The sequence below is a fragment of the Metapseudomonas boanensis genome, assembly GCF_042232855.1.
Lineage (GTDB): Bacteria > Pseudomonadota > Gammaproteobacteria > Pseudomonadales > Pseudomonadaceae > Metapseudomonas > Metapseudomonas boanensis.
The window spans coordinates 2,687,133-2,708,125 of the sequence record NZ_CP113889.1; the positions used below are offsets into that span (position 1 = coordinate 2,687,133).

Genomic DNA, 20,993 nt, shown 5'->3' on the forward strand with positions numbered 1-20,993 from the left:
CGAGATGCTGGAAACTGTCGTTATTGTTGTGCACTTGTTGGTTGCTTTGGGTGTTGTTGGCCTGGTGCTGATCCAGCAGGGTAAGGGTGCGGATGCTGGTGCTTCTTTTGGTGCTGGCGCTTCGGGGACTGTTTTCGGAAGCCAAGGTTCTGCTACCTTTTTGAGTCGAGTTACTGGTATACTCGCCGCGGTTTTTTTCATAACCAGCCTGGGCTTAGCGTTCTTCGCTAAGGAAAAGGCTGATGCGTTGAGCAACGTTGGTCTGCCGGATCCGGCAGTTCTCGAGGTTCAGCCAAGTAAGCCGGCAGCAAGTGATGTGCCGGTGCTCGAAGAGCAGAAGCCGGCAGGTGGTGCGGTGGAAGTGCCTCAGGCTCCAGAGCAGAAGTAAGGCAGGTTTTTGCCGAGGTGGTGGAATTGGTAGACACGCTACCTTGAGGTGGTAGTGGCCATAGGCTGTAGGGGTTCGAGTCCCCTCCTCGGTACCATATCCAAGAACGCCCGCAGTGATGCGGGCTTTCTTTCTAGTTGACGGGATGTGCGGTTGACCGCCTTAGGTCGTGGCCGTATAATCTCGCACCAGCTTTGACGCGGGGTGGAGCAGTCTGGTAGCTCGTCGGGCTCATAACCCGAAGGTCGTTGGTTCAAATCCAGCCCCCGCAACCAGTAGTCGCTAAGCCCCTTTTTAGGGGCTTTTTGCTAGCTGGACAGTCGACCCCGGTCTTCGATCAGGGGATTTAGAAGGGATGGGCGTTTCGCCCATTTTTTATTTGCACAGCATGCGAGAGGCAATCAGGTGTCGAGCAAGCTAGAACAGTTGCAGGCCTTGTTGGCCCCGGTAGTCGAAGCGCTCGGATATCAGTGCTGGGGTATCGAGTTCCTGTCCCAAGGTCGGCATTCATTGCTGCGGATCTACATTGATCACGAGAACGGCATCCTTGTCGAAGATTGCGAAAAGGTCAGTCGTCAGATCAGCGGCGTTCTCGACGTCGAGGACCCGATCAGCAGTGAGTACACCCTCGAAGTTTCTTCGCCCGGCATGGATCGTCCGCTGTTTACAATCGAGCAGTTTGCGGCCCACGCCGGTGAGTTGGTGAAGATCAAACTGCGCTCCCCCTATGAGGGGCGACGCAATTTTCAGGGCCTCCTCCGCGGGGTGGAGGATCAGGATGTGGTGGTTCTTGTGGACGATCACGAATACCTGTTGCCGATCGACTCGATCGATAAGGCCAACATCATTCCCCGTTTTGACTGAGACGCGGATCCCGCGGGTCCAATGGATTGCGAAAGGCGAGGCGTACGATGAGCAAAGAAGTACTGCTGGTTGTTGAGTCGGTGTCCAACGAAAAGGGCGTACCGGCTGGCGTAATTTTCGAGGCGTTGGAGCTTGCCCTGGCCACCGCCACAAAGAAGCGTTACGAAGATGAAGTCGACCTGCGTGTGTCGATTAATCGTCAAAATGGCAACTACGACACATTCCGTCGCTGGACTGTCGTCGATGAGGCAGAGCTGGAGAATCCGGCGGCTGAGTTGACCGCCGAGCAGGCCCAGGAGAAAGAGCCTGGTGCCAAGATCGGTGAAGTGGTTGAGGAAAAGATCGATTCCATCGAGTTCGGCCGCATTGCCGCACAGACTGCCAAGCAAGTCATCGTGCAAAAGGTCCGTGAGGCCGAGCGCGCTCAGGTGGTTGAAGCCTACCGTGAAAAGCTGGGCGACATCATCTCCGGTACTGTGAAGAAGGTTACCCGCGACAACGTGATCGTCGACCTGGGCAACAATGCCGAGGCGCTGTTGGCCCGCGAGGACATCATTCCGCGCGAAACTTTTCGGGTTGGCGCCCGTGTGCGTGCCTTGCTCAAAGAAATTCGCACCGAAAACCGTGGCCCTCAGTTGATCCTTTCCCGCACTGCTCCGCAGATGCTGATCGAGCTGTTCCGCATCGAAGTGCCGGAAATCGCTGAAGAACTGATTGAAGTAATGGCCGCTTCCCGTGACCCGGGCTCGCGCGCCAAGATTGCCGTGCGCTCCAAGGACAAGCGTATCGACCCCCAAGGCGCGTGCATCGGTATGCGTGGTTCCCGTGTACAGGCCGTTTCCGGTGAGCTGGGTGGTGAGCGCGTTGATATCGTGCTTTGGGATGACAACCCCGCACAGTTCGTGATCAACGCCATGGCTCCGGCCGAAGTGGTTGCGATCATTGTCGACGAAGATGCCCACGCGATGGACATCGCCGTCGCCGAAGACAATCTGGCCCAGGCTATCGGTCGCGGTGGCCAGAATGTTCGTCTCGCCAGTCAGCTGACCGGCTGGACCCTTAACGTAATGACCGAAGCAGATATCCAGGCCAAACAACAGGCCGAAACCGGCGACATCATGCGCGCCTTCGTCGACGAGTTGGAAGTCGACGAGGAATTGGCGCAGGTACTGGTCGAGGAAGGTTTCACCAGCCTGGAAGAGATTGCCTACGTTCCGATGGAAGAGATGCTCAGCATCGACGGTTTTGACGAGGACATCGTCAACGAGCTTCGTGCTCGTGCCAAGGACCGCTTGCTGACCAAGGCGATCGCGACTGAAGAAAAGCTGGCGGATGCCCAGCCGGCCGAAGACCTGCTTTCCCTGGAAGGCATGGACAACGACCTGGCTGTAGAACTCGCCGTACGAGGCGTAATTAACCGCGAAGATCTGGCCGAGCAGTCGATCGACGACCTGCTCGACATCGACGGCATGGATGAAGAGCGTGCCGGCAAGCTGATCATGGCCGCCCGAGCCCATTGGTTCGAGTGAGTTTCGCGGCCTGAGGAGAGAAGTGCATGACGCAAGTCACGGTGAAAGAACTGGCCCAAGTGGTCGATACACCGGTGGAGCGCCTGCTGCTGCAGATGCGCGAGGCGGGATTGCCGCACACCAGCGCCGAGCAGGTGGTGACCGATAATGAGAAGCAGGCCCTGCTGGCCCATCTCAAGAGCAGCCACGGTGAGCGACTGGAGGAGCCACGCAAGATTACCCTGCAGCGCAAGACCACTACCACGCTGAGAGTTGCCGGTAGCAAGACCATCAGTGTCGAAGTGCGCAAGAAGAAAACTTACGTAAAGCGCAGCCCCGACGAGATCGAGGCGGAGCGTCAGCGTGAGCTGGAGGAGCAGCGTGCAGCTGAGGAAGCCGCTCGCCTGAAGGCTGAGGAAGCCGCTCGCCAGCGTGCTGAGGAAGATGCCCGTCGCGAAGCGGCGGCACGTGCCAAGCAAGCGACGCACGCTCCGGCGGTTGTGGAGGCTAAGCCAGCTGTTGAGACCGTAGTAGCGGCGCCTGTCGCCGCTGAAGTTGCATCGACTGTGGCGCCTGGTGCTGCAACGGATGCAGCGGGTGTCGAGCGCAAGAAAGAAGAACCTCGTCGTCCCGAGCGTGCTCGCGACGAAGATGAGCGCCGCGATCGCAAGCATGCGCAGCATCGTCCTTCCCTCAAGGAGAAGGAAAAGGCTCCGGCTCCCCGCGTTGCGCCGCGCAGCACCGAAGAAGAGAGCGATGCTTTTGGTCGTCGCGGCGGTGGTCGTGGTGGCAAGTCGAAGCTGAAGAAGCGTAACCAACATGGGTTCCAGAGCCCAACAGGACCCATCGTGCGCGACATCAGCATTGGCGAAACCATCACCGTGGCCGAATTGGCCGCGCAGATGGCGGTCAAGGGCGCAGAAATCGTCAAGTTCATGTTCAAGATGGGCACGCCGGTGACTATCAACCAGGTGCTTGATCAAGAAACTGCCCAGCTGATTGCCGAGGAATTCGGTCACAAGGTCAAGCTGGTCAGCGAGAACGCTCTGGAAGAGCAATTAGCCGAATCCCTGAAGTTCGAAGGTGAAGCGCTTACTCGTGCTCCGGTCGTGACCGTAATGGGCCACGTTGACCACGGTAAGACTTCGCTGCTCGACTATATCCGTCGCACCAAGGTGGCCAGCGGCGAGGCCGGTGGTATTACCCAGCACATCGGTGCATACCACGTCGAAACCGACCGCGGCATGGTGACCTTCCTGGACACCCCCGGCCACGCGGCGTTTACCGCCATGCGTGCTCGCGGTGCCAAGGCTACCGACATCGTCATCCTGGTGGTGGCAGCGGACGACGGCGTGATGCCGCAGACCGAAGAGGCCGTCCAGCATGCGAAAGCGGCCGGCGTACCGATCGTCGTTGCGGTGAACAAGATCGACAAGCCTGAAGCCGACCTGGACCGGATCAAGAACGATCTGGCCGGCCGGGACGTGATTCCGGAAGAGTGGGGTGGCGATACCCAGTTCGTCCCTGTGTCGGCCAAGGTTGGCACCGGTGTCGACGAGCTCCTGGAAGCTGTCCTGCTGCAGGCGGAAGTACTGGAACTCAAGGCAACTCCATCGGCCCCCGGTCGTGGTGTGGTGGTCGAGTCCCGCCTGGACAAGGGGCGTGGCCCGGTTGCCACCGTGCTGGTTCAGGACGGTACCCTGCGTCAGGGCGACATGGTTCTGTGCGGCGTCAACTATGGCCGCGTTCGCGCCATGCTCGACGAGAATGGCAAGCCGGTGAAAGAAGCTGGTCCGTCCATTCCAGTCGAGATCCTCGGCCTGGATGGCACTCCGGATGCCGGTGACGACCTCACCGTGGTTGCGGACGAGAAGAAAGCTCGCGAAGTTGCCCTGTTCCGTCAAGGCAAGTTCCGCGAAGTCAAACTGGCTCGTCAGCAGTCTGCCAAGCTCGAGAACATTTTCGAAAGCATGGGCCAGGACGAGAAGAAGACGCTCAACATCGTGCTCAAGTCCGATGTGCGCGGCTCGCTCGAGGCTCTGCAAGGCGCCCTGGCTGACCTCGGTAACGAGGAAGTCCAGGTTCGCGTAGTCGGTGGCGGTGTGGGCGGTATCACCGAGAGTGATGCCAACCTGGCGCTGGCCTCCAACGCCGTGCTGTTCGGCTTCAACGTGCGTGCCGATGCCGGTGCACGCAAGATTGTCGAGCAGGAAGGTCTGGACCTGCGTTACTACAACATCATCTACGACATCATCGAAGACGTTAAGAAAGCGCTTTCCGGCATGCTCGGCAGCGAAGTCCGAGAGAACATCCTGGGTATCGCCGAGGTCCGCGATGTGTTCCGTTCGCCGAAGTTCGGTGCGGTCGCCGGCTGCATGGTTCTCGAGGGCATGGTGCACCGCAACCGTCCGATCCGTGTTCTGCGCGACGACGTGGTGATCTTCGAAGGCGAGCTGGAATCCCTGCGCCGCTTCAAGGACGACGTGTCCGAGGTGCGTGCCGGCATGGAGTGCGGTATCGGCGTGAAGAGCTACAACGACGTCAAGGTCGGTGACAAGATCGAAGTGTTCGAGAAGGTCCAAGTGGCGCGGACGCTCTGATCGCGAGTCATCCGTAAGCTGGGGGCCTGGGGTTGGAAGCAGCAATAAGCGGCTTCCAGCTTCGGGCTTCCAGCTTTCCGCTTTTATGAGTGCAACGAATTTATGGCCAAAGAATATAGCCGTACCCAACGCATCGGCGACCAGATGCAGCGCGAACTAGCGTTGCTGATCCAGCGTGAGATCAAGGATCCGCGTCTGGGCCTGGTCACCATCACCGCGGTCGAAGTGACCCGGGACCTGTCCCACGCCAAGGTGTTCATCACCGTGATGGGGCAGGACGACAATGCTGAGAAGATCAAGTCCAACCTGGATATTCTCCAGGACGCCGCAGGTTTCCTGCGCATGCAACTGGGCAAGGCCATGAAGCTGCGCAGCATGCCGCTATTGCACTTCTACTACGATGCCAGCATCCGCCGCGGCGCTGAGCTTTCCGCATTGATCGAACGCGCCGTAGCAGAAGACCGCAAGCACCCGGGCAACGCCGAGGAGTAACGACGTGGCCCAGGTGAAACGTATCCGTCGTAACGTCAGCGGTGTGCTGATTCTCGACAAACCACGCGGTATGAGCTCCAACGCTGCGCTGCAGAAAGTCCGCTGGTTGCTCAACGCAGAGAAGGCCGGGCACACGGGAAGCCTCGACCCGCTGGCGACCGGCGTTCTTCCGCTTTGCTTCGGCGAGGCGACAAAGTTCTCCCAGTACCTTCTGGATGCCGACAAAGGCTACGAAACTCTGGCTCAACTAGGCGTGAAAACCTCTACGGGGGACGCCGAAGGCGAAGTTGTGGAGCGTCGGGACGTGACCGTTGGTCGTGAGGATGTCGAGGCACTGCTTTCGCGTTTTCGCGGCGAAATCAAGCAGATACCCCCGATGTACTCGGCGTTGAAGAAGGACGGTCAACCCCTCTACAAGTTGGCTCGTGCAGGGGAAGTAGTGGAGCGCGAGGCGCGTTCTGTTACTATTGCGCGCTTGGATTTGCTGGCCTTCGAGAATGGCCAGGCGCGTCTTGCTGTGGCATGTAGCAAAGGTACCTATATCCGTACCTTGGTCGAGGATCTCGGCCAGGTGTTGGGGTGTGGCGCCCACGTCGCAGAACTGCGGCGTACCCAGGCCGGCCCCTTTGTGCTTGCCCAGGCAATCAGCCTGGAAGCCTTGGAAAAGGCTCATGCTGAAGGTGGTAGCGAAGCACTGGATCAGTTTCTCCTGCCGGTCGACAGTGGCCTTGAACACTGGCCGCTGATCCAGTTGACCGAGCACAGTGCTTATTACTGGTTGCATGGTCAGCCGGTGCGAGCACCGGAGGCGCCGAAGTTCGGCATGATGCGGGTGCAGGATCATACCGGTCGCTTCATCGGTATCGGTGAAGTGAGCGACGATGGGCGCGTAGCGCCGCGTCGACTGATTCGGTCGGAATGACCGAACCGAGGATGGCTGTTAGTAGGCACGGTCAATCCTCTTTTTTAAACACGGGGCAAAGGTCCCGGCCTATTACCTCAGAGGAAGCCCATCATGGCACTGAGCGTTGCAGAAAAAGCCCAGATTGTTAACGAGTACAAGCAAGCTGAAGGCGATACCGGTTCTCCGGAAGTGCAGGTTGCCCTGCTGACCGCCAACATCAACAAGCTGCAGGATCACTTCAAGGCCAACGGCAAAGACCACCACTCCCGTCGTGGTCTGATCCGCATGGTCAACCAGCGCCGCAAGCTGCTGGACTACCTGAAGGGTAAGGACACCACTCGTTACAGCGCCCTGATCGGTCGTCTGGGTCTGCGTCGTTAAGCGACACAGACGAGCATGAAGCTGGAAGCCGGAAGCTGGACATCGTTCCAGCTTTCGGCTTTCCAGCTTCATGCTTTTTTAGGGATTGAATCGGGTCCGACTCCCCTCATTCCTACAATTTCCCCCAAGGCAACAAAGAGAAGGTAAAGACACCGTGAACCCGGTAATCAAACAGTTCCAGTTCGGTCAATCGACCGTAACCCTCGAGACCGGCCGTGTGGCCCGTCAGGCCAGTGGCGCAGTCCTGGTCTCCATGGACGAAGTGACCGTGCTGGTCACCGTCGTTGGCGCCAAGCAGGCCGACCCGGGCAAGGGCTTCTTCCCGCTGTCCGTCCACTACCAAGAAAAAACTTACGCGGCCGGCCGTATTCCCGGCGGTTTCTTCAAGCGTGAAGGCCGTCCTTCCGAGAAAGAGACCCTGACCTCGCGCCTGATCGACCGTCCGATCCGCCCGCTGTTCCCGGAAGGCTTCCTAAATGAAGTGCAGGTCATCTGCACCGTGCTTTCCACCAACAAGAAGACCGATCCGGACATCGCTGCCATGATCGGTACCTCTGCTGCCCTGGCTATCTCCGGTATCCCGTTCAGTGGCCCGATCGGTGCCGCTCGTGTGGCCTTCCACGAAGAGACCGGCTACCTGCTGAACCCGAACTACGAGCAGCTCAAGGCCTCCAGCCTGGACATGGTTGTTGCTGGTACCGAAGACGCGGTTCTGATGGTCGAGTCCGAAGCCCAGGAACTGACCGAAGACCAGATGCTCGGCGCTGTGCTCTTTGCTCATCAGGAATTCCAGTCCGTGATCAAAGCGGTCAAGGAATTCGCTGCCGAAGCTGGCAAGCCGACCTGGAACTGGTCCGCTCCAGTGGAGAACACTGCCCTGCTCAGCGCCATTAAGGCCGAGTTCGGCGAAGCCATCTCTCAGGCTTACACCATCACCATCAAGCAGGACCGTTACAACCGCCTCGACGAGCTGCGTGACCAGGTGATTGCCCGCTTCGCTGGCGAACAAGACGGTCAGTTCCCAACTGGTGAGGTCAAGGACGCATTCGGTCTGCTGGAATACCGCACCGTCCGCGAGAACATCGTCAACGGCAAGCCGCGTATCGACGGCCGTGACACCCGCACCGTGCGTCCGCTGAAGGTGGAAGTCGGTGTGCTCGACAAGACCCATGGTTCCGCTCTGTTCACCCGCGGCGAAACCCAGGCCCTGGTCGTTGCGACCCTCGGTACCGCCCGTGACGCGCAGCTGCTGGACACCCTGGAAGGCGAGCGCAAGGACCCCTTCATGCTGCACTACAACTTCCCGCCCTTCTCGGTCGGTGAGTGCGGTCGCATGGGCAGCGCTGGTCGCCGCGAAATCGGCCACGGTCGTCTGGCCCGTCGTGGCGTTCAGGCGATGCTGCCGACCGGTGACGAGTTCCCTTACACCATTCGCGTGGTTTCCGAAATCACCGAGTCCAACGGTTCCAGCTCCATGGCTTCGGTCTGCGGTGCTTCCCTGGCGCTGATGGATGCGGGCGTGCCGATGAAGGCTCCGGTTGCCGGTATCGCCATGGGTCTGGTGAAGGAAGGTGACAAGTTCGCCGTCCTGACCGACATCCTGGGTGACGAAGACCACCTGGGCGACATGGACTTCAAAGTAGCCGGTACCGCCAAAGGCGTGACCGCGCTGCAGATGGACATCAAGATCAACGGCATCACCGAAGAGATCATGGAAATCGCCCTGAACCAGGCGCTTGAAGCGCGCCTGAACATTCTCGGCCAGATGAACCAGGTCATTTCCCAGTCCCGCAGCGAGCTGTCGGCCAACGCACCGACCATGCTGGCGATGAAGATCGACACCGACAAGATCCGTGACGTCATCGGTAAGGGCGGCGCCACGATTCGCAGCATCTGCGAAGAGACCAAGGCTTCGATCGACATTGAAGACGATGGCAGCGTGAAGATCTTCGGCGAAACCAAGGAAGCGGCCGAGGCTGCCAAACAGCGCGTCCTGGCCATCACCGCGGAAGCCGAGATCGGCAAGGTCTACGTCGGCAAGGTTGAGCGTATCGTCGACTTCGGTGCCTTCGTCAACATTCTGCCTGGCAAGGACGGCCTGGTGCACATCTCGCAAATCAGCGACAAGCGCATCGACAAGGTTACCGACGTGCTGCAGGAAGGCCAGGAAGTGAAAGTCCTGGTTCTGGACGTCGACAACCGTGGTCGCATCAAGCTGTCGATGAAGGACGTAGAAGCCGCCGAGGCTTCGGGCGTCTGATTGACGACTCGCTTTGCGAAATGAGAAGAGGGCCCTTTGTGGGCCCTCTTTTTTTTTGTCCAGCGATTAGCGCCCAGGTAACCCGGGCAGATTGGATCTGAGGGGCGGTGAGCAGTGGGTCGTCGTGCAGACTGCACGACGGTACTTGTCCAAACGTGCAGAGTGCCTGTTCGAGGCTAGATGCTCGTTTCCCTAATACAATGATTCATATGGTGTTTTTCTTTCCCGCCCGGGTGGCACAGGAGTTGCCGTCTTTTCCGTAACCCTGCAGGCAGGAAGCTGCTGCAGACGTTGTGGAGTAGAAGAGGAGAAGCACCTCATGAAACAGTCTTTCAACAAGTGGACCTTTGCCGCTGTCACTGCCGCTGCCCTGAGCCTCCCGTTCGCATCCGGTGCCTTCGCCGAGACAGCCTCCCAGCCGATCATGCTTGCGGCGAGTGAGACTGTGCAGAAGGCGGAAGAGGCGGTGTCCGACACCTGGATCACCAGCAAGGTCAAATCCAGCTTCCTGGCTGACAAGAACCTCAGTGCCCTGGACATTAAGGTGGAAACCAACAAGGGCGTCGTTTCCTTGTCCGGTATGGTCAAGAGTGATGCCGAGCGTGAGTTGGCGATCACAACGGCCAAGGGAATCAAAGGCGTGATGGCTGTATCCGCCGATGGCCTCAAGTCGGCCAATTGATAGCCTGGGATAACCATGGTGTGGCGGGTCACTCCGCCATCTGCAAACTCCAAGCCCCGCTAATCAGTCGGGCTTGGAGTTCTCGAGCGTTCAGTCGTGTCAGTTGCGCTTGCTATCGATGTTGCGCAGGCGGTTACCCTCGAACCGGAGGAATTGGTACATGCCGTTGCGTGGTCCGTAGACCCATTCCTCGACCCGAACTTCACTGCGCTGGCGGTACTCGTCAACCACCTCCTTGTAGCCGAGGTCACTGCGGCTAGCCGGTTCGCCGCACTTTTCCAGAACTTCACCGACGGTGTCATCGACACTGATCAAGCCGCTGTTGCAGCGCAGGGTGGAGGACGCTTCGGTGTTACTCAGCACAAGAAGTAGAGACAGGCTAAGCAGGAGTCGGGGGGGCACGAGGTGGTCCTGGAATCGAGTGATGGGCACAGCCTACACCCGAGCCAAGGCCCCGTCAGTGGTCGCGGCGGATCTCGATGCTTTTCAGTCGATTACCCTCGAAGGTGAGGATGCGGAACATGCCATTGTTGGGGCCGTACACCCACTCCTCGATCTTGTAATCGCGCTGGTCATATGAACCCAGCGTGTATCCGATCAGATCGCGGCTGACGGGCTCCCCGCATTTCTGCAAGACCTCGAAGCTACGGTCGCCAACACTCACCAGCTTGCTGCCGCAGCGCATGGTCTCGGCCCCGGCGGAAGTGGCCAGGGCGAGAAGGCAAAGGGCGGCCGGCAGCTTGCGCATGGGCGAACTATTCACTCCCCAGGTGCAGCGGAGTCACGACCTTGCCGCTCGGGTCGGCCTCGCCGATGCTGACATCCAGCAGGTATACCCGCTCATCGGCCAGGCCGCCACGGTCCACCAGGTAATCCTTGATGCTGGCCGCGCGAGCCTGGGCCAGTTGGCGCAACAGGAGGTCACTCTGCGCCCAGTTGGCCAGCACTGCTTCTTGAAGCTTGGCGGCACGCTGCTCGCTGTCCAGTTCAGCCCATTCGGTCGGCGGCTGTTGTTTCAGTCGGCTGCGGTAGATGCCTTCCAGCATGGGGGCCTTCTCGTCATCCGGGACTTCGATCTGCTTGGCTTCTGCCGGCACCTTGTCACCGCGGCGTTGGGCAATCTTGTAGTAGGTGTTTTGGTATTCGCGCTCAAGGCGCTGTTCGGCCAGCAGAGGCCCATCCGTAGCCTTGGCACTGAGGCCTTCGATCTCCAGGCGCAGGGCAGGCCGCTCCTTGAGAGCATTGGCCAGGGTATCGAGGTTGCGTTGGGTATCGCTCTCCAGTTCGCTGCTACCTGCGTTGAAGGGAACCTGGCCGAGTTCCTCACCGCCACCGTCGACCAGGCCCGCTACGAACTTGAAGGGCGCCTGGACTGCACGCAGGATCAGATTGCGCAGGGTCTGCCAGATGATGGGAGCTACGCTGAATTGAGGGTCATTTAGGTTGCCAGTTACAGGAAGTTCGATGTCGATCTTGCCTTGGGTGTCCTTCAGCAATGCCACGGCCAGGCGGATGGGAAGGTCTACCGCATCCGGGCTGCTGACTTGCTCGCCCAACTGCAATTGCTCAAGAACCAGGTGATTGTCCGCAGTCAGCTGGCCTTGCTTGATCCGGTAATGAAGATCCAGATTCAGGCGCCCCTTGCGAATGCGGTAGCCGGCGAACTTGCCGGAGTAGGGCGTCAGGGTGGTCAGTTCCACGCGCTTGAAGCTGGTGGCGATGTCCAGACTGTCGAGTGGATTGAAGGGGTTCAGGCTGCCTTTGATGGTGACTGGGGCATAACGGTCGACCTTGCCTGCCATTTGCACTTTGGCTGGCTCAGGTTTTCGGCTATCGAGGGTGCCTATCTCTCCGTTGAGCTGCTGGATGGCAGTCGCGAAGTTCGGGGTCAGGCTGAAGTCGGCGAAGTTGGCGGAGCCATCCTTGATGTTGATGGCGCCGATGTGGATGCCCAGTGGTTTGCCTGCCGGTTCGGCCTTGGCCGTCGTTGGCTGGGAGGGCTGTGGAATCATCAGGTCGTTGACGTTGGTGGTGAGGTCTTCGTTGATGATGAATCGTGCATAGGGTTGGTTCAGGCTTATCTTGGCGATGCTGAGGCTGTCGCCATGCTGGTAGTCCAGACCTTCGACCAACAGTTGCTGCCATCTGACGAAGTCGCGCTCCTTGAGGGTATCCAGCGTATGCAGCTGATTGACCAGGGCACGACCGGTCACTGCGAGCGCCAAGGGCTCGGTGCTTTTCAGCTGGACCTCAAGGTCGCTGTCCAACATGCCGCTGCGCAGCTCAAGGCGCAAAAAGGGCTCCAGATAGGCTTGCGCCAGCCGCAGGTCAATATCCCGCGTTTGCACTTGCAGGGTCGCAGTGGTCGGCTTGAGCTGGACCTGCCCGACGGCTTGGAGTTTGCCCTGCTTGCCTAGACCGGTATCGAGGCTCAGGTTGAAAGGGGTTTCGCCGCGGCTGTCGAAGTCCTTGATGTCCAGGTTTAGCGGACCTGCATCCAGCTCCACCGCGTTCTTGGGGACGCGGTCTGCCAAGTGCACCTTGTAGCCACGCAGCTGCGTATCACGCAGCTGCACGACCCAGGGCTTGGCCGTGGCGTTGTTGGTTTTTGCGTCCTCTTCAGGCGCTTCCGGCGTATGCGTTTCATCACCTGTCGCTGCGGATCTGGGTTGGCTGGCGAAGAGCTTTTGCCAGTCCAGCTGGCCATCGGCTTCGCGGGCTGCCCAGGTTTCCAGGTTGTGGCTGCGGATTTTGCCGACCACTACTTCCCGCTTGACCAGGTCCAGCGAGGTTTCACTGATTTCCAGCGAATCTAGGCGCACCAGCGGCCGGTTGTCAGGGGCCTTGATGGCGAACGGTGCGACCTTGATCCAGACATTGTCCAGGTTGAGCTGTGTACCTTCAGCCAGGCTCAGCTGGTAGTCGCTGGATAGGCTGACTACGCCGTTTTCAAGAACCAATGGTACGGCGTCGCGAACGTAGGGCCAGATCGCCTTCAACTTGCCTTCAGTGAGCTTCAACTGACCTCTGGATTTGAAGGGCATCAGGCTGATCTGCCCCTGCCAGTCGATGCGGCCGCCGTGGGGACCGGTCGCCACCAGGGACATTTCGGCAGAGTCATCCGGTAGCGTGCTGAGATTGCGCAGTTCGAGGTTGAGCGAATCGTAGACGAACTCAATGGCCTCGCTGGGGCGCAGGTCCTCGAAGTGCAGGCCTCCCTCGATCAGTTCGATGCGGTCGATACGTACCGGGAACGGGTCGCTGGCGGACTCCTCCGGCTTAGGGGCGCTCGGGGGTAGCTTGAATAGCTGCCGCAGATTGAGGGTGCCGTCCTTCGCGAACAACACCTCAGTGGTGGATTTTTCAAGCTCGACGTCCGCAAGATGCAGGGCGCCAGTCCACAGGCTGTCCAGCTCCAGGTTGGCATAGAGGCGTTGAAAACCGATCTGCTCGGCATCCTGCTCGCCAATGTGCAGACCCCAGAGCTTGAGCTCCAGGCTGTACGGATTGAGTTGGATACGCTCCAGCCGTGCTGGCACCGTGGCGTATAGGGCCAGCTGCTGGTTGGCCACCCTTAGGGCAATACCCGGAATGATCAGAAAGCCAAGGAGGCTGTAAAGTGCAACGACGATCAACAAGGCGCAAACAGCGCGTTTCAGTCCTTTGTACATGGTGAGACGTCATCTATCCCGGTAAAGATGCCTTGGATTATGGCACGGCCTCAAGGTTCCGCTCGTTGCAGTACGGGCGTTTGAGTGGTGGTTCTCCAGATCAGACGTTCAATACCAGCGTCTTCAGCGGTGGCCGGGCGTCCAGCGATGGAAAGTCGCTTGCCGGCGTCAGTACCTGCCAATCACGTACCGGCCGACCAAGCTTGCTGGCACAGCGCAGGACCTGCTCTCTCCAGCCTTCCAGGTCGACCTTCGCCAGGTTGTTGTTGCAGACCAGTGTGCCCCCCTCGGCAGTGGCCAGCAGGGCAGGTTTGAGCAGGCTCTGGTAGTCACGCAGCAGATCGACGGTGCCGAAGGCGCTCTTGGCCCAGGCAGGTGGGTCGAGAAAGACCAGATCGAACTGCCGCTGCTCCAGTCGTTGGTAACTGGGTAGGCGCTGGTCGTGCCGTCGCGCGATGGGCAAACCAGCCAACTGGCGAATGGCCGGGAAATAGTCGGACTGCAGGAAGCGCATCGGGGTGAGCTCCGGGTTCAAGGCTGCGTTTTCGCGCCCGACCGCCAGGTTGCCTTCGGCAAAATCCAGATTCCAGACTTCCCGAGCACCACCAGCGGCCGCACAGAGCCCGACGCCGCAGGTGTAAGCGAAGAGGTTGAGCACCGACTTGCCGGCGCTGTTTTGGCGCACCCAACCGCGCGCATTGCGCAGGTCCAGGAACAGCAGCGGGTCCTGGCCAGCGTGGCGGCCACGGACGCGAAAATTCAGGCCCCATTCGCGCCCGACCAGGTCTTCCAGCGCGGCAGGGGACGCCTGGTAGACGGGGTCCTGGCGGTCAACACGCGAGTTGCCTTGAGAGCGGTCGTTGTAGACCAGCAGCAGCTGCTGATCGAGGGTCTTATCGATCAAGTCAGCCAAGCCCAGCAGCGCTTCGCGGTCCAGCGTCTCATGGAAACTTTGCACCAGCAACTGGGGCCCATAGCGGTCGACTGTGAGCCCGGCTGCGCCTTCCTGGCTGCCGTGGAACAGGCGGTAGCAATCGGTACCTTGCTGGTGGAGTTCGGCCAGTAGAGCCTGGCGGGATAGAAGGGCGGCGCGCAGCGCCTGGTCGAGAGAGGAGGGCATGCGCGACGTCTCGTTGAAGGGGTAGGTAGTTTATCAGTCTAGGGCTGAGGGTAGCTGGCGCACCTACAAAAACGCCGACCCAAGGGTCTGCGTCCTCACCTACAGCATTGCAATCAACGTTCGATCGCCAGCGCCACGCCCTGGCCCCCACCGATGCACAGCGTTGCCAAACCCTTCTTGGCATCACGCTTTATCATCTCGTGCAGCAGCGTCACCAGGATTCGGCAGCCCGACGCCCCGATCGGGTGCCCCAAGGCAATCGCACCACCGTTGACATTGACCTTGGCCAAGTCCCAGCCCAGCTCCTGGCCCACCGACAATGCCTGGGCAGCGAACGCTTCGTTTGCTTCGATCAAATCCAGTTGTTCGAGGCTCCAGCCTGCCTTTTCCAGGCACCGGCGGGTGGCGGATACCGGGCCGATACCCATGATCGCCGGGTCGACGCCGGCATTGGCGTAGCCGGCGATGCGCGCTAGCACTGAAAGGCCCAGTGCCTTGGCTTTCTCGGCACTCATCAGCAGCACGGCGGCAGCGCCGTCGTTCAGGCCGGAGGCGTTGCCGGCGGTCACGCTGCCATCCTTCTTGAAGGCGGGCCTCAACTTGGCCAGTGCTTCGGCGGTGGTGCCAGCACGCGGATGTTCGTCGGTGGCAAAGGCAATGGGGTCACCCTTGCGCTGCGGGATCATGATTGGGGTGATCTCGTCCTGGAAGCGACCTGCTTCAATGGCGGCCACCGCCTTCTGCTGCGAGGCTGCGGCGAAGGCGTCCTGGGCCTCGCGGGTGATGCCATATTTCTCCACCAGGTTCTCGGCAGTGGTCCCCATGTGATAGTCGTTGAAGGCGTCCCACAGGCCGTCATGGATCATGGTGTCGACCAGCTTGGCGTGCCCCATGCGCAGGCCGGTGCGAGCGCCAGGCATCACATACGGAGCCAGGCTCATGTTCTCCTGGCCGCCGGCAATGATCACTTCCGCGTCGCCGCAGCGGATGGCCTGGGCCGCCAGGTGCAGGGCCTTGAGGCCGGATCCGCAGACTTTGTTCAGGGTCATCGCTGGCACCGCATGGGGCAGGCCGGCGAAAATCGCCGCCTGGCGTGCCGGATTTTGCCCGGAGCCTGCGGTGAGTGTCTGGCCGAGGATCACTTCGTCTACCTCGGCACCGTCCAGGCCAGTCTGTGCCAGCAGCTGGCGGATCACCGCAGCGCCCAGTTCGGGGGCGGGGATAGTGGCCAGGGCGCCCTGAAAGCTGCCGATGGCGGTGCGGGTGGCGGCGACGATAACGACTTCACGCATGAAACGGTCCTCACTGCGATGGAAAACGGTCGAACACTGACCGCGAAGGGCCCAATGGTCGCACAGCGATGAGGGCCGGACCAACCTCAACGAGCTGGAAGGCCCATGCGCCGACGAGCGCGGTGGACCGCGCCATTGCGCACCGCCCAACGCAGGATCGGGGCGATCTGGTTCACGCCGCGTTGGATTAGTCGTCGCTGCCACGGCGATTGCTGGAGTTCCAGCAGCGTGCTGGCCCAGTCTGGAAGCAGTTCGATGCCGGCACGCAACATCAGCCAGCCAAAGGGTTTGGCGAGGGTGCTGGGGGCGGGCGCGGCCAGCAGGATCCGGACGATTTCCTGGCTGCGTTGATCACACCTCAATTGTGGCCGCATCGCGTCGAGGTATTCCGCCACGGCCTGGCGTGAACGTGGCACGTCGCGTGCGCCGAGTCGCTCAGCGACCAGGGCGATTTCGGCGTAATAGCGGTCCTGCTCTTCACCCGGGAGCTGTGGGTTGAGGTAGCGCAAGTGTGCTTTCAGGAAGCTGCTGACTTCGGCCACGTGGACCCAGGTCAGCAAGTCAGGGTCGCTGGCAGCGTATCGGCGGCCATCAGGAGCGTGTCCCGCCACTTGCAGGTGGATGGTGCGGACTTTATCGATTAGCCAGTCAGCGTCTCGGCGCGTGCCATAGGTGGTGCCCGAGATGAATTGGCCGGTGCGGCGCAGACGGCCGAGCAGGTCCTGGCGGAAGTTTGAATGGTCCCAGACACCTGCCAGCGCCAAGGGGTGTAGGGCCTGCAGCAGCGCACTGATGCCACCGATGAGCATCGAGGTGAAGTCGCCGTGAACCCTCCAGCAGACGGACTCAGGCCCGAACAGGCCGGGATCGCCTTTGGGCGTTTCGAAGTCGATCTGGCCCAGGGCAAGCCCGGTGAGACCGATGACCTGGGATTCGATGCGGCGGCGGATGAGGTCCATGAAGCGCGTAGGTTGGTTGGTTGTGATGCCGGCTCCGGGTTGCTGTCCCGGGGCCGGCGTGCGTGGCCTTACTGATTAAGGCGTTTATCGATCAGGCTCTGCACCACGGAAGGGTCGGCCAGAGTCGAGGTATCGCCCAGGTTATCCAGTTCGTTGCAGGCGATCTTGCGCAGAATGCGACGCATGATCTTGCCTGAGCGGGTTTTTGGCAGACCTGGCGCCCACTGGATCAGTTCCGGCTTGGCGAAGCTGCCAATCTCCTTGCTGACCAGGGCCAGCAGTTCCTTCTTCAGCTCTTCGCTGGGTTCCAGCCCCTTCATCGGAGTGACGAAGGCGTAGATGCCCTGGCCCTTGAGGTCGTGCGGATAGCCCACCACTGCAGCTTCGGCCACGGCATCGTGGAGTACCAGCGCGCTCTCGACCTCGGCAGTGCCGATGCGATGGCCGGAGACGTTGATCACATCGTCGACGCGTCCGGTGATCCAGTAGTAACCGTCCTCGTCGCGGCGGGCGCCGTCACCTGTGAAGTAGTAGCCGGGGTAGGCCGAGAAATAGGTGTCGATCATGCGCTTGTGATCACCGTAGACGCTGCGGATCTGGCTCGGCCAGCTGGCCTTGATCGCCAGCACGCCAGAGCTTGGGCCGTCGATCTCGTGGCCTTTCTCGTCGAGCAGCACAGGTTGGACACCAAAAAAGGGGCGAGTCGCAGAGCCAGGCTTGAGCATTGTCGCGCCGGGCAGCGGAGTGATCAGAATGCTGCCGGTTTCGGTCTGCCACCAAGTATCGACGATCGGGCAGCGCTTCTCGCCGACCACGTTGTAGTACCACTCCCAGGCTTCCGGGTTGATCGGCTCGCCAACGCTGCCGAGCAGGCGCAGGCTGCTACGCGAGGTTTTACGCACCGGTTCCTCGCCTTCGCGCATGAGCGCGCGGATAGCGGTGGGCGCGGTGTAGAAGATGTTCACTTGATGCTTGTCGATTACCTGCCAGAAGCGCGACGCATCCGGGTAGTTGGGCACGCCCTCGAACACTAGCGTTGTGCCGCCGTTGGCCAGAGGCCCGTAGACGATGTAGCTGTGGCCGGTGACCCAGCCCACGTCCGCGGTGCACCAGTAGATGTCGCCGTCGTGGTAGTCGAACACGTATTTGTGGGTCATGGCGGCGCCCAGAAGATAGCCGCCCGTGGTATGCAGGACTCCCTTGGGCTTGCCGGTGGAGCCGGAGGTGTAGAGGATGAACAGCGGGTCTTCGGCATCCATCCACTCGGGGGCACAATCCTCGCTGGCCTCGCGCAGGGCTTCGTGGTACCAGAGGTCACGTCCTTCGACCCAGGCGATCTCGCCCTGAGTGCGCTCGACCACCACTACTGTGGCGACCTTCGGGCAGTCCTTGAGGGCCTTGTCGACGTTCTGTTTGAGTGGTACGTACTTGCCGCCGCGCACGCCTTCGTCTGCGGTGATCACCGTACGGCAATCGGCATCAAGGATTCGGTCACGCAGGGCGTCCGGGGAGAAGCCGCCGAATACCACGGAATGGACGGCACCGATGCGCGCGCAGGCAAGCATGGCGTAGGCCGCCTCGGGAATCATCGGCATGTAGATGCAGACCCGGTCGCCTTTCTGCACGCCACGGCTCTTCAGCACATTGGCTAGACGGCTGACATGGTGATGCAGCTTGCGATAGGTGATGTTCGCCGATTCAGCAGGATTGTCACCTTCCCAGATGATGGCCACCTGGTCGCCGCGTTGCTCCAGATGCCGGTCGATGCAGTTGTAGGCGACGTTCAGTTTGCCGCCCTTGAACCACTCGGCCTCGCCCTTCTTCAGGTCACTGCGGTGTACCTGGTCCCAGGGTTTGAACCAGGTCAGGAAGCTGGTGGCCTGTTCGCTCCAGAATGCATCGGGCTGCTCGACCGATTGCTGATAAAGGCGCAGGTAGGCGTCGTTGTCGAGCAGCGCGTGCTTGCGCACGGCCTCAGGCACGGGGTGAAGGCTGATCTCGTACATGGCGGGTCCTTGTTGTTGTTTAGCCGAGATAGCCGCTAGGGTGCCTCCAAGCCATAGCCGGGTTCAAGAGATGACTGGTCGTTCATGGCTCTTCGAGGATTCAGAGGGGGCTTTCGGTGCGGAGGAGCGAGCTTGCTCACGAAGAAGGCACGCGCGGTGCCTTCTGCGAGCAAGATGCTTTTGTCGAGAGTTTCAGCCGCGATGGCGGGCGCGGAAGAACTCGATCAGGCCCTGTGTCGAGCCATCTTCGGCGGCCGCGTCTTCCTGGCCGACCAGGCGCGAGTAGACGCCCTTGCCCAGCTCCTTGCCCAGTTCTACGCCCCACTGGTCGAAGGCGTTGATGCCCCAGAGCACGCTCTGCACATACACCTTGTGCTCGTACATGGCGATCAGTGCGCCCAGGCGGCGCGGACTGATCCGCTCCATGACCAGCGTGTTGCTGGGGCGGTTGCCCGGCACCACCTTGTGCGGCGCCAGGCGCTGCACTTCGTCTTCGGACAGGCCCTTGGCGCGCAGTTCGGCCTCGGCTTCCGCGCGGGATTTGCCGAGCATCAGCGCCTGGCTCTGCGACAGGCAGTTGGCGAACAGCCACTGATGGTGATCGGCCACCGGGTTGTAGCTGCTCACCGGGACAATGAAGTCTGCCGGAATCAGGTGCGTGCCCTGGTGCAGCAACTGGTGGTAGGCGTGCTGGCCGTTGCAGCCCACGCCGCCCCAGATCACCGGGCCGGTGCCGGCGCTGACCGGGCTGCCGTCCTGGCGCACGCTCTTGCCATTGGACTCCATGTCCAGTTGCTGCAGGTGATCGGTGAAGTTCCGCAGATAGTAGTCATAAGGCAGGATGGCGTGGCTTTTCGCGCCCCAGAAGTCGCCATACCAGACGCCCAGCAGGCCGAGGACTACCGGGATGTTGCGCTCGAACGGCGTGCTCTGGAAGTGCTGGTCCATGCTGTAGGCGCCGGACAGCAGCTCCTTGAAGTTGGAGATGCCGATGGACATGGCGATCGGCAAGCCGATGGCGGACCACAGCGAGTAGCGGCCACCGACCCAGTCCCACATGGGGAAGATGTTCTCTTCGCGGATGCCAAAACCGACGGCGGCTTCCTTGTTGCTGCTGACCGCGATGAAGTGGCGGTACAGCTCTTCCTCGCTGCCGCCCTGGGCCAGGTACCAGGCGCGCGCGGCCTGAGCGTTCTTCAGGGTTTCCAGCGTACCGAAGGACTTGCTGGAAACGATGAAGAGAGTGGTTTCAGCATTCAGGCGGCAGGCCAGTTCGCGGAACTCGCTACCATCGATATTGGCCAGATAGTGGCAACGCACGCCTTTCTGGGCGAAGGGCAGCAAGGCCTCGGAGACCAGTTGCGGGCCAAGGAAGGAGCCGCCGATCCCGATGTTCACCACGTCGGTGATGGGCCTTTCGGTGTAGCCGCGCCACAGGCCGTTGTGCACGGCGCCGACCAACTCGGTCATCTGGTGCAGCACGCGGTGCACTTCGGGCATTACGTCGACGCCATCGACCAGCACCTTGTCGCCGATCGGTCGGCGCAAGGCGGTGTGCAGCACCGGGCGGCGTTCGGAAGCGTTGATCATGTCACCGCGGAACATCGCCTTGATCGCATCGCCAAGTTGCGCCTCTTCGGCCAGCTTCACCAGCAAGGCCAGGGTTTCGGGGCCGATCAGGTTCTTCGAGAAGTCCAGCAGCAGTCCGCTGGCACTAAGGCTGAAGCGATTGAAACGCTCGGGGTCGCCTTGAAAGGCCTGGCGCAGGCTAAAGCCATCGAGTTCCAGGCGATGCTGGGTAAGGCCCTTCCAACTGGGTAACTGAGTGACGTCGAGTGGTGTCAGGTGATGGTCCATGTCTTACCT

General features: G+C 60.7%; 17 protein-coding genes and 2 tRNA genes. 11 read left to right on the forward strand and 8 right to left on the reverse strand.

Annotation, left to right across the window (positions count from 1 at the left end):
* The first annotated feature begins 4 nt into the window (after positions 1 to 4).
* From secG to OXH74_RS12425, 11 genes are all read left to right on the forward strand, one after another.
* Positions 5 to 388 (forward strand): preprotein translocase subunit SecG, encoded by a 384-nt coding sequence (gene secG, locus OXH74_RS12375; protein WP_375741432.1) that lies wholly within the window; start codon positions 5 to 7, stop codon positions 386 to 388.
* An 11-nt stretch (positions 389 to 399) separates the two neighbouring features.
* Positions 400 to 485, forward strand: a tRNA-Leu gene (locus tag OXH74_RS12380).
* A gap of 101 nt (positions 486 to 586) precedes the next feature.
* A tRNA-Met gene (locus tag OXH74_RS12385) sits at positions 587 to 663 on the forward strand.
* Positions 664 to 793: 130 nt separating this feature from the next.
* Entirely contained in the window at positions 794 to 1,252 is a 459-nt protein-coding gene (rimP, locus tag OXH74_RS12390) for a ribosome maturation factor RimP (protein WP_215379414.1), read from the forward strand.
* 47 nt (positions 1,253 to 1,299) lie between these two features.
* Entirely contained in the window at positions 1,300 to 2,781 is a 1,482-nt protein-coding gene (gene nusA / locus OXH74_RS12395) for a transcription termination factor NusA (RefSeq protein WP_375741433.1), read from the forward strand.
* Between the two features lie 26 nt (positions 2,782 to 2,807).
* The gene (infB, locus tag OXH74_RS12400; protein WP_375741434.1) at positions 2,808 to 5,360 is read left to right on the forward strand and encodes a translation initiation factor IF-2; all 2,553 of its coding nucleotides are present in this window, start codon (positions 2,808 to 2,810) and stop codon (positions 5,358 to 5,360) included.
* Positions 5,361 to 5,462: 102 nt separating this feature from the next.
* A complete protein-coding gene (rbfA, locus tag OXH74_RS12405) occupies positions 5,463 to 5,852 on the forward strand; it encodes a 30S ribosome-binding factor RbfA (protein WP_215379408.1) in 390 nt (129 codons plus the stop codon).
* Positions 5,853 to 5,856: 4 nt separating this feature from the next.
* Entirely contained in the window at positions 5,857 to 6,774 is a 918-nt protein-coding gene (gene truB, locus OXH74_RS12410; protein WP_375741435.1) for a tRNA pseudouridine(55) synthase TruB, read from the forward strand.
* A gap of 93 nt (positions 6,775 to 6,867) precedes the next feature.
* Complete coding sequence (rpsO, locus tag OXH74_RS12415) at positions 6,868 to 7,137, forward strand: 30S ribosomal protein S15 (protein WP_215379404.1); 270 nt, start codon at positions 6,868 to 6,870, stop codon at positions 7,135 to 7,137.
* A gap of 154 nt (positions 7,138 to 7,291) precedes the next feature.
* Complete coding sequence (gene pnp, locus OXH74_RS12420) at positions 7,292 to 9,397, forward strand: polyribonucleotide nucleotidyltransferase (RefSeq protein ID WP_215379402.1); 2,106 nt, start codon at positions 7,292 to 7,294, stop codon at positions 9,395 to 9,397.
* 319 nt (positions 9,398 to 9,716) lie between these two features.
* Complete coding sequence (locus tag OXH74_RS12425; RefSeq protein WP_215379400.1) at positions 9,717 to 10,079, forward strand: BON domain-containing protein; 363 nt, start codon at positions 9,717 to 9,719, stop codon at positions 10,077 to 10,079.
* 99 nt (positions 10,080 to 10,178) lie between these two features.
* Here OXH74_RS12425 and OXH74_RS12430 read toward each other — a convergent pair whose 3' ends face one another.
* From OXH74_RS12430 to pgi, 8 genes are all read right to left on the reverse strand, one after another.
* Complete coding sequence (locus tag OXH74_RS12430) at positions 10,179 to 10,481, reverse strand: DUF2845 domain-containing protein (protein ID WP_375741436.1); 303 nt, start codon at positions 10,479 to 10,481, stop codon at positions 10,179 to 10,181.
* Positions 10,482 to 10,536: 55 nt separating this feature from the next.
* A complete protein-coding gene (locus tag OXH74_RS12435; protein ID WP_375741437.1) occupies positions 10,537 to 10,827 on the reverse strand; it encodes a DUF2845 domain-containing protein in 291 nt (96 codons plus the stop codon).
* A gap of 7 nt (positions 10,828 to 10,834) precedes the next feature.
* Positions 10,835 to 13,750, reverse strand: a complete 2,916-nt coding sequence (locus OXH74_RS12440; RefSeq protein ID WP_375741438.1) for a DUF748 domain-containing protein — start codon at positions 13,748 to 13,750, stop codon at positions 10,835 to 10,837.
* A gap of 100 nt (positions 13,751 to 13,850) precedes the next feature.
* Positions 13,851 to 14,870, reverse strand: coding sequence for a class I SAM-dependent rRNA methyltransferase (locus OXH74_RS12445; RefSeq protein WP_375741439.1), 1,020 nt, complete (start codon positions 14,868 to 14,870; stop codon positions 13,851 to 13,853).
* Between the two features lie 113 nt (positions 14,871 to 14,983).
* Complete coding sequence (locus OXH74_RS12450) at positions 14,984 to 16,162, reverse strand: acetyl-CoA C-acetyltransferase (protein WP_375741440.1); 1,179 nt, start codon at positions 16,160 to 16,162, stop codon at positions 14,984 to 14,986.
* Positions 16,163 to 16,248: 86 nt separating this feature from the next.
* Positions 16,249 to 17,121: an oxygenase MpaB family protein gene (locus OXH74_RS12455; protein ID WP_375741441.1), complete on the reverse strand. Its 873-nt coding sequence runs from the start codon at positions 17,119 to 17,121 to the stop codon at positions 16,249 to 16,251.
* A gap of 68 nt (positions 17,122 to 17,189) precedes the next feature.
* Positions 17,190 to 19,127: an acetate--CoA ligase gene (acs, locus tag OXH74_RS12460; RefSeq protein WP_375741442.1), complete on the reverse strand. Its 1,938-nt coding sequence runs from the start codon at positions 19,125 to 19,127 to the stop codon at positions 17,190 to 17,192.
* A 192-nt stretch (positions 19,128 to 19,319) separates the two neighbouring features.
* A complete protein-coding gene (gene pgi, locus OXH74_RS12465; RefSeq protein WP_375741443.1) occupies positions 19,320 to 20,984 on the reverse strand; it encodes a glucose-6-phosphate isomerase in 1,665 nt (554 codons plus the stop codon).
* Between the last annotated feature and the right edge of the window lie 9 nt (positions 20,985 to 20,993).

Excerpts from the sequence above, each read along its gene's own strand:
- infB (WP_375741434.1), top strand. The coding sequence starts at position 2,808 with ATGACGCAAGTCACGGTGAAAGAACTGGCCCAAGTGGTCGATACACCG.
- rpsO (WP_215379404.1), top strand. The coding sequence starts at position 6,868 with ATGGCACTGAGCGTTGCAGAAAAAGCCCAGATTGTTAACGAGTACAAG.
- rbfA (WP_215379408.1), top strand. The coding sequence starts at position 5,463 with ATGGCCAAAGAATATAGCCGTACCCAACGCATCGGCGACCAGATGCAG.
- nusA (WP_375741433.1), top strand. The coding sequence starts at position 1,300 with ATGAGCAAAGAAGTACTGCTGGTTGTTGAGTCGGTGTCCAACGAAAAG.
- OXH74_RS12445 (WP_375741439.1), bottom strand. The coding sequence starts at position 14,870 with ATGCCCTCCTCTCTCGACCAGGCGCTGCGCGCCGCCCTTCTATCCCGC.
- OXH74_RS12450 (WP_375741440.1), bottom strand. The coding sequence starts at position 16,162 with ATGCGTGAAGTCGTTATCGTCGCCGCCACCCGCACCGCCATCGGCAGC.
- OXH74_RS12455 (WP_375741441.1), bottom strand. The coding sequence starts at position 17,121 with ATGGACCTCATCCGCCGCCGCATCGAATCCCAGGTCATCGGTCTCACC.
- OXH74_RS12435 (WP_375741437.1), bottom strand. The coding sequence starts at position 10,827 with ATGCGCAAGCTGCCGGCCGCCCTTTGCCTTCTCGCCCTGGCCACTTCC.
- acs (WP_375741442.1), bottom strand. The coding sequence starts at position 19,127 with ATGTACGAGATCAGCCTTCACCCCGTGCCTGAGGCCGTGCGCAAGCAC.
- secG (WP_375741432.1), top strand. The coding sequence starts at position 5 with ATGCTGGAAACTGTCGTTATTGTTGTGCACTTGTTGGTTGCTTTGGGT.
- pgi (WP_375741443.1), bottom strand. The coding sequence starts at position 20,984 with ATGGACCATCACCTGACACCACTCGACGTCACTCAGTTACCCAGTTGG.
- OXH74_RS12440 (WP_375741438.1), bottom strand. The coding sequence starts at position 13,750 with ATGTACAAAGGACTGAAACGCGCTGTTTGCGCCTTGTTGATCGTCGTT.
- OXH74_RS12425 (WP_215379400.1), top strand. The coding sequence starts at position 9,717 with ATGAAACAGTCTTTCAACAAGTGGACCTTTGCCGCTGTCACTGCCGCT.